This is a genomic window from Micromonospora sp. KC213 (assembly GCF_004348325.1).
Classification (GTDB): Bacteria; Actinomycetota; Actinomycetes; order Mycobacteriales; family Micromonosporaceae; genus Micromonospora.
In genome coordinates this window covers 1-7,480 of sequence record NZ_SMKF01000232.1, presented here as the reverse complement: position 1 = coordinate 7,480, position 7,480 = coordinate 1, and the positions used below count along the sequence as shown (strand labels likewise).

At 72.0% G+C, this 7,480-nt stretch carries 8 protein-coding genes; 4 read left to right on the top strand and 4 right to left on the bottom strand.

The window, feature by feature from the left end; genetic code table 11:
• Nucleotides 1-54: 54 nt before the first annotated feature.
• Together E1166_RS28170 and E1166_RS28165 are read right to left on the bottom strand one after the other, a co-directional pair.
• Nucleotides 55-276 (bottom strand): thiamine pyrophosphate-binding protein, encoded by a 222-nt coding sequence (locus E1166_RS28170; RefSeq protein WP_132342921.1) that lies wholly within the window; start codon nucleotides 274-276, stop codon nucleotides 55-57.
• The gene (locus tag E1166_RS28165) at nucleotides 269-1,387 is read right to left on the bottom strand and encodes a Vms1/Ankzf1 family peptidyl-tRNA hydrolase (RefSeq protein ID WP_132342920.1); all 1,119 of its coding nucleotides are present in this window, start codon (nucleotides 1,385-1,387) and stop codon (nucleotides 269-271) included. The genes E1166_RS28170 and E1166_RS28165 overlap by 8 nt, the downstream gene beginning before the upstream one ends.
• 153 nt (nucleotides 1,388-1,540) lie before the next feature.
• Between E1166_RS28165 and E1166_RS28160 the strand changes: the two genes are divergently transcribed.
• Both E1166_RS28160 and E1166_RS28155 read left to right on the top strand, forming a co-directional pair.
• Nucleotides 1,541-2,092, top strand: a complete 552-nt coding sequence (locus E1166_RS28160; RefSeq protein WP_207914593.1) for a hypothetical protein — start codon at nucleotides 1,541-1,543, stop codon at nucleotides 2,090-2,092.
• A gap of 37 nt (nucleotides 2,093-2,129) precedes the next feature.
• Nucleotides 2,130-3,014: an alpha/beta hydrolase gene (locus tag E1166_RS28155; protein ID WP_132342918.1), complete on the top strand. Its 885-nt coding sequence runs from the start codon at nucleotides 2,130-2,132 to the stop codon at nucleotides 3,012-3,014.
• Here E1166_RS28155 and E1166_RS28150 read toward each other — a convergent pair.
• Nucleotides 2,998-3,336 (bottom strand): DUF3817 domain-containing protein, encoded by a 339-nt coding sequence (locus tag E1166_RS28150; RefSeq protein WP_132342917.1) that lies wholly within the window; start codon nucleotides 3,334-3,336, stop codon nucleotides 2,998-3,000. The genes E1166_RS28155 and E1166_RS28150 overlap by 17 nt on opposite strands.
• A gap of 221 nt (nucleotides 3,337-3,557) precedes the next feature.
• On the opposite strand from E1166_RS28150, the gene E1166_RS28145 reads away from it, so the two are divergent.
• Together E1166_RS28145 and E1166_RS28140 are read left to right on the top strand one after the other, a co-directional pair.
• Entirely contained in the window at nucleotides 3,558-5,036 is a 1,479-nt protein-coding gene (locus E1166_RS28145; RefSeq protein ID WP_132342916.1) for a glutamate--cysteine ligase, read from the top strand.
• 205 nt (nucleotides 5,037-5,241) lie between these two features.
• Nucleotides 5,242-6,240 carry a hypothetical protein gene (locus E1166_RS28140; RefSeq protein ID WP_243710564.1) on the top strand — a complete coding sequence of 333 codons (999 nt, stop codon included), beginning with the start codon at nucleotides 5,242-5,244 and terminating at the stop codon, nucleotides 6,238-6,240.
• A 56-nt stretch (nucleotides 6,241-6,296) separates the two neighbouring features.
• Here E1166_RS28140 and E1166_RS28135 read toward each other — a convergent pair whose 3' ends face one another.
• On the bottom strand, nucleotides 6,297-7,469 hold the full coding sequence (locus E1166_RS28135; RefSeq protein WP_132342915.1) for a zinc-dependent alcohol dehydrogenase: 1,173 nt from the start codon (nucleotides 7,467-7,469) through the stop codon (nucleotides 6,297-6,299).
• Nucleotides 7,470-7,480 lie beyond the last annotated feature (11 nt).

Below are 7,480 nucleotides of genomic sequence, written 5' to 3'. Positions count from 1 at the left end.
CCCCCGCCCCCATCACAGGGCGATTGACGATCGAAACCGCCGCCAACGTCGTCGTCACGCCGGCGGGATGGCGGTGGCCAGGACGCTACGCTGCCCGGCCGCCATGAAGGAAACGGTCTCCCCGTGCCGGGCCGGGACGAACTCCGGGCCGCCGCCCGCGACCTCGATCGCCGCCCGCACCGGGGCGATCGCCTCACCCGGCCAGCCGAACACCCGGGGCACCCGCCAGGCGCGGAGCCGGCCGACGAGCAGGCTCGCGCCGGTCGGGTCAGCCATCGCCGCGCCCAGGGGTGGCCGCGTCGACGTAACGCAGCACCGCGCCGACGCCGTCGGTCAGGTCCGGCGCCTCGTCCGGCCCGAGCACGGTCAGCTCGGCGTCGGTACCGACCAGAGCCCGGACCAGGGCCGCGTCGGCGCGTACCCGCTGCGGGTCGCGGACTCCGATGAGCTGATCCGGCGCGGTGGCGATGTCGGTGGGCTCCGGTCCGATCCACAGCTCCCCGTTCGCCGACGGGTCGTCGACGATCAGCATGGTGTCGACCTGGTTGCGTTGCAGGGCGCGGACCACCGCGTCCAGGCCGGCCCCGACGTCCTCCTGCATGCCGAAGCGGTCCAGCACGGTGGCGACCCGTTGCTCGGCGGCCTCGGCGATGGTCTGCACGGTGATGTCGTCCATCAGGGTCTCGTCGGCACCGACGTCGCGGGACCCGGCGTCCGTGCGGACCACCATGTCCTGCCAGCGAGGAGGTAGCTGGGCGGCGACCATGCCGGTGGCCCGCACGTCCCCGGCGACCACGAGCACGTCCGCGCCGACGTTCTCGGCCAGCTGCACGGTTGCCGCGGCGACGTCGCCGGCGTTGTGGTGCCAGGCCTCCACCGCCGCCCGCTGGTAGCGGGACTGGGACCAGCCGCCGGGCTGGACGCGGCGCAACTGCGAACTCTCCCGCCCCTGAACGTGGGCACGGCGGGGCACACCGCCCGCACTGACCGCCATCGCGTCGGCCCCGGTGCGGTCGGCCAGCACGCGCACCCAGGCGATCTGCTCACCGCGCTGGGCGACCAGCGGCATGGTGTGCGGCAGGGTGGACCAGACGGCCAGGTCGTTGAGCGGTGGCGCGGCGAGGTACTCGGTGAGCACCACCCGACCGCCGGTGGCGAAGATCGCCACCCCGTAGTCCCCGGGCCGTGGCTCGTGCCCGCGCACCACCCGCGCGACCGCGTCGATGGTGGCCGCGTCGGCGCCCTGCTCCAGCAGGTGCCCCTTGAGGGCCCGCCAGCGCAGGTCGACCTGCGGATGCGCGTCGTGGGTGTCCCGGGAGGCGTCGAGATAGACCGAGCACCACGGCCCGGGACGGTCGTAGAGCGGACGCAGGAAGGACAGCTGCATGCTCGGGACCCCTTTCCAGCTCGGCCGCCCGCTTACCCGCACCGCCTGGGATGTCACCTCGCCGGGGCGAGGTTCATTCACGACGCTCTACCGGCCACGCCGGTACGATCGGTGCAGCGAACCGGACTTTCGGTGGTGAACGGCTCCGACTCGGTGGTGAACATGGACAGCGACCTCGCGCGCCGCGTCGTGCACCCGACGCAGGGAATCCTCACCGGGCGGGTGGTCCGGTTGCTCGACGGTTACCCCCGGGAGGTTCGCGTCGGACAGCCGGTGCTGGTGGCGGTGGTGACGGCCGCGAGCGTGGTGGGACTGCTGATGCTGCTGGTCCGCACGCTGGTGACCAGCGGCGGCGGGGGCGGCGCGCGACGCAAGTGGAAGGACCTCAAGAAGGGCCCGGAGTTCCTGGTCACCCCGTTGCGGGTACGCGACGACACCGGCCGCGTCTACGAGGTGGAGTTGCACGGGCACCTGCCGCAGAGCGCCCTGCACCCCGGCGATTACGTGCAACTGACCCTGCGCCGGCAGCCGGATCCGGAACTCGCGCCCAAGGTGGAGCGGATCGTCAACCTCACCACCGCGCAGCCGCTGCGTCCGCGTACCGCGACGCTCTGGTCGCATCTGGGGCCGCCGCTGCTGTTGCAGGCGATGCTGGGGGTGCTGTTGGTGGCGGGTCTGGGCGCCTGCTCCGTACTGACCGGCTGAGGTTTCCACCGCCGGCCCGCCGGGCACCGGTCACCACATGTTCGCCGGTTTCACGCTGGCCCGGGTCGGTGTCGGCCCGGTGCGGCTGCGGGTACGCCACGGCGGCTCGGGACCGCCGGTGGTGCTGCTGCACGGTCACCCGCGTACCCACGCCACCTGGCACCGGGTCGCACCGCTGCTCGCCGAACGGTTCACGGTGATCTGCCCGGACCTGCGCGGGTACGGCGGCTCCTCGAAGCCGCCGGGCGGCGACGACCACTCGGGGTACGCGAAACGGGCCATGGCGGCCGACGTGGTCGGCCTGCTCGACGCGCTCGGCCACGACCGGGCGGCGGTGGTCGGGCACGACCGGGGCTGCTACGTGGCGATGCGCACGGCACTGGACCACCCCGACCGGGTGAGCCGGCTGGGTGTCCTCGACGGCGTGCCGATCGGCGAGGCGCTGGCCCGCTGCGACGCCCGGTTCGCCGCCCGCTGGTGGCACTGGTTCTTCCTCGGCCAGAGCGCCAAACCCGCCGAGCGGGTGATCAACGCCGATCCGGATGCCTGGTACGGCGGCTCGCCGGAACAGATGGGCGCCGAGGCGTACGCCGACTACCGGCGGGCGATCCACGATCCGGCCACGGTGCACGCCATGTGCGAGGACTACCGCGCCGGTCTCGGACCGGACCGGGCCGCCGACGACGCCGACCGGGCCGCCGGGCGACAGATCGGCTGCCCGACGCTGTTCTGCTGGTCGCAGCGGGACGACATGGTGGATCTGTACGGCGACCCGGCGGCGATCTGGCGACAGTGGGCCCCGGATCTGCGGGTCGCCTCGATTGACTCCGGCCATCACATGGCCGAGGAGGCGCCGCAGCAACTGGCCGCGGTGCTGGGCGCGTTCCTGTCCGGCGGTGCCGGGCTCAGCCGACCGGAGTGAGTGGGCGTTGCGCCCGCGCCGGGCCGCCGAGCAGCCCTCGGCGCACCGCCCAGCGCTCGAAGAAGAAGGTGGCGAACGGCGGCACGGAGCAGACCAGCGCGACGACGGTGACACCCGGACTCCACCGGTGCATCCGGGCCATCACCAGCACCAGCAGCCCGTACGCGACGAACAGCGCGCCGTGGATCGGGCCGAAGATCTTGACGCCGATCTCGTTGGCCGGTGGACCGTACTTGACGGCCATGCCGACCAGCAGGGCCAACCACGAACACGCCTCGGCGATTGCCGTCGCCACGAACAGCCGGGTGGTCTTCTCGCGCATCGGATCATCGTAGCCAGTTGTCGGTCGCCGCCCCGGACGCACCACGAGCACCCACGACCTCGCGGCCACGACGACCGACGGCGACCGGACGACCCGACCGCCGGCGGAACCCGGGGGGGGATCACCCGGCCCGGCGCGGGTAGGTAAAGGTTCTTCGGGTCTTCCCCGCCCGCGCGGTTTCGTGCGAGGTTGGGAAGACCAACGGTGACGGGGTGGTGACCATGGGCGAAGACGTCGGCGCACGCACCTTCAGTCGGGAGGACCGGGCCCGCTACCGGGAGAAGGTCCGCCGCTGCCTGGACGTGTTCGCCGAGATGCTGCGCGAGTCCCGTTTCGACGTGGAACGGCCGATGACCGGCCTGGAGATCGAGCTGAACCTGGTCGACGACGGGTCGCTGCCGGCGATGCGCAACGCCGAGGTGCTCGCCGCCGTAGCCGACCCCAGCTTCCAGACCGAGCTGGGCCAGTTCAACGTGGAGATCAACGTGGCGCCGCGCCGGCTGGCCGGCACCGGCACCGCCGAGTTCGAGCGGCACGTACGGGCCAGCCTCAACGCGGCCGAGGAGAAGGCCCGCACCGTCGGCGCGCACATGGTGATGATCGGCATCCTGCCCACCCTGCGCCCCGAGCACCTGACCGCCGCGACGCTGTCGGCCAACCCGCGCTACGCCCTGCTCAACGAGCAGATCTTCGCCGCCCGCGGCGAGGACCTGCGGATCGCGATCAGCGGGGCGGAACGGCTGGTCACCACCGCCGACACCATCACCCCCGAGGCCGCCTGCACCAGCACCCAGTTCCACCTCCAGGTCAGCCCGGCCCAGTTCGCCGACTACTGGAACGCCGCGCAGGCGATCGCCGGCATCCAACTGGCGCTGGGCGCGAACTCCCCGCTGTTCTTCGGCCGGGAGCTGTGGCGGGAGACCCGTATCCCGCTGTTCCAGCAGGCCACCGACACCCGGCCGGAGGAGATCAAGGCCCAGGGGGTGCGCCCCCGGGTCTGGTTCGGGGAACGCTGGATCACCTCGGTGTTCGACCTGTTCGAGGAGAACGTCCACTACTTCCCGGCGCTGCTGCCGGTGTGCGACCCGGAGGATCCGGCCGAGACGCTCGCCGCCGGCGAGGTGCCGAAGCTGGCCGAGCTGCGTCTGCACAACGGCACCATCTACCGCTGGAACCGTCCCGTCTACGACGTGTTCCGGGGCCGACCGCACCTGCGGGTGGAGAACCGGGTGCTGCCGGCCGGGCCGACCGTGGTGGACACGGTCGCCAACGGGGCGTTCTACTTCGGGCTGGTACGGGCCCTGGCCGAGTCGGACCGGCCGCTGTGGTCGCAGATGTCGTTCAGCGCCGCCGAGGAGAACTTCACCAGCTGCGCCCGGTACGGCATCGACGCCCAGGTGTTCTGGCCGGGGCTGGGCTACCTGCCGGCGACCGAGCTGGTGCTGCGGCGGCTGCTGCCGCTGGCCCATCAGGGGCTGGACCTGTGGCGGGTGGATCCGGCCGAACGGGACCGGCTGCTCGGCATCGTCGAGCGGCGCTGCCTGACCGGCCGCAACGGCGCCACCTGGCAGGTGGAGACGTTGCACCGGTTGGAGTGCGCCGACCACCTGGACCGGCCGGACGCGCTGCGCGAGGTGGTCCGGCACTACGTGGACCTGATGCACAGCAACCGCCCGGTCCACGAGTGGCCGCTGCCCTGACCGGGGCGGCCACCGGCCGAGCGGCGCGATTGCGCACGACAGAAGAACCCGGGCCGGCCGCGTCGGCCGATGATGAGACGCGGACATCGACCCGCCGGGCGCGGCCCGGGAACGGGCCCACCGATCGGGTCCGGTTCGACCGGCGTCGTGGCCGGCCGGTCCCCGCGCCGGCATCGGTTCCCTCCCCCACTGTGAGGAGCGCAGCGTGACGCAGACCCACCGGTCACCCCGGCGGCCCGACGCCCCCGTCCCGATCCGGCTCGATGCCCCACAGGCCGGCACCTCCACCTTCGTCAACGGTCACTTCCCCCGGCGGCGGGGGCTGATCGTCGCACTCAGCGTCCTGGCCGGTTTCCTGTTGACGGTGGTCTGGTCGGCGGAGTTCGTGGACCGGACCATCGGCGACAACGTGGCCAACACCCTGCTCGGCCACGACGCCAAGCAGACCCCCATCCAGGGCATCGCCGCCGGGGTGCTCTTCGCCTTCGTCTCCGGCGTCGCCGGCACCTTCACCGCCTGCAACATCGCCGCGTTCGGCGCGCTGGCCCCGCTGTCGGGCAGCACCGGCGGTCGGTGGCGCCGGTTCACCGCACCGCTGCGGCCGCTGGGCTGGCTGTCGGTGGGCATGATCGCCGTGTCGGCGGCGTACGGCGCGCTCGTCGGTCTGGTCGGCACGTCGATGCCGCAGTTCTCCACCGCCCCGAACACCCCCGGCGGGCTGTCGCCGCGCAGCGTCCAGTCCATGGTGGTCTTCGGCGTGATCGGGCTGATCATGATCTATCTCGGTCTGGCGTCGCTCGGCGTGGTGCCGGACCCGTTCGCCCGGATCGCCCGCCGGTATCCGAACGCCCCGATGGTCTTCATGGGCGCGTTGATCGCCGGCTTCCTCATCGGGCGGCCCTTCGCGCTGTTCCGGCAGATGTTCCGGGACGCCGCCGAGAGCGGCAACCCGCTCTACGGCGCGGCGGCGTTCACCCTGCAGTCGGTCGGCAACATCGTGATCATGGCGGTGCTGTTCCTGCTGCTGGCCTGGCTCGCCGGCTCCCGCCTGCACCGGTGGTTCGCCGCGCGACCGAGCCGGCTGGCCACGCTGACCGCCGTCGCGTTCATTGTCGCCGGCGCCTTCACCTTCCTCTACTGGGACGTCCGGCTGCTGGCCCGCCGCGAGATCATTCCCTGGTACCCGACGGCCCCCTGGGCGTGACCGGGTGACCGGCGACGCGGGACCGGCGGCGACTCCGGTCGTGCGTCGAGCCGGCCTCAGACCTTGAGTACGACCTTGGTGCAGTCGTCCTGCTTCTTCTGGAAGGTCTGGTAGCCCTTCGCCGCGTCCTTGAGCGGCATCCGGTGGCTGACCACGAAACTCGGGTCGAGATCGCCCCGGACGATGTGCTCCAGCAGCGGGCGGGTGTAGCGCTGCACGTGACACTGCCCGGTACGCATGATCAGCGACCGGTTCATGAACGCGCCCATCGGGAACTTGTCCACGAAGCCGCCGTACGCGCCGATCACCGACACCACTCCCCCGCTGCGGCAGGCCAGGATGGCCTGGCGCAACGCGAACGGCCGCTCGGTCTCCAGTCGGGCGGCCTGCTTCGCCCGGTCGTACGCGTACACCGCCGGGTTGCCGTGGTGCCCCTCCAGGCCGACCGCGTCGATGCAGGCGTCCGGGCCCCGGCCGGCGGTGCGCTGGTTCAACTCGTCCAGCACGTCGAGTTCGGCGTAGTTGATGGTTTCCGCGCCGACGTGCTCGGCGGCCAGCCGCAGCCGGTACGGGTACCGGTCGATGACGATCACCCGTTCCGCGCCGAGCAGCCGGGCGCTGGCGGCGGCGAGCAGCCCGACCGGTCCCGCGCCCCAGACGGCGATCACGTCACCGGGTTTGATGTCGCACATCTCGGCGCCCATGTAGCCGGTGGGGAAGACGTCGGCGAGCATCAGCGCCTGGTCGTCGGGCACCTCGTCGGGCACCTTGATCGGACCAACGTCGGCGAACGGCACCCGGGCGTACTCGGCCTGCCCGCCGGCGTAACCGCCGAGCAGGTGGGAGTAGCCGAAGATGCCGGCCGGCGAATGGCCCATGATCTTCTCGGCGATGCCGGCGTTGGGGTTGGAGTTCTCGCAGACCGAGTATCGGCCCTGCTGGCAGGAGACGCAGTTGCCGCAGGCGATGGGGAACGGCACCACCACCCGGTCACCGACGGCCAGGTTGTCCACCTCCGGGCCGACCTCCACCACCTCACCCATGAACTCGTGGCCGAGGATGTCGCCCTTACGCAGGGCCGGGATGTAACCGTGGTAGAGGTGCAGGTCCGAGCCGCAGATAGCGGTGGAGCTGATCTTCACGATGGCGTCCCGGGCGTTCATCAGGCGCGGGTCGGGCACATCGACGACCTTGACGCTGTCCTTGCCCATCCAGGCGGTGGCCTTCATCGTTCCTCCTC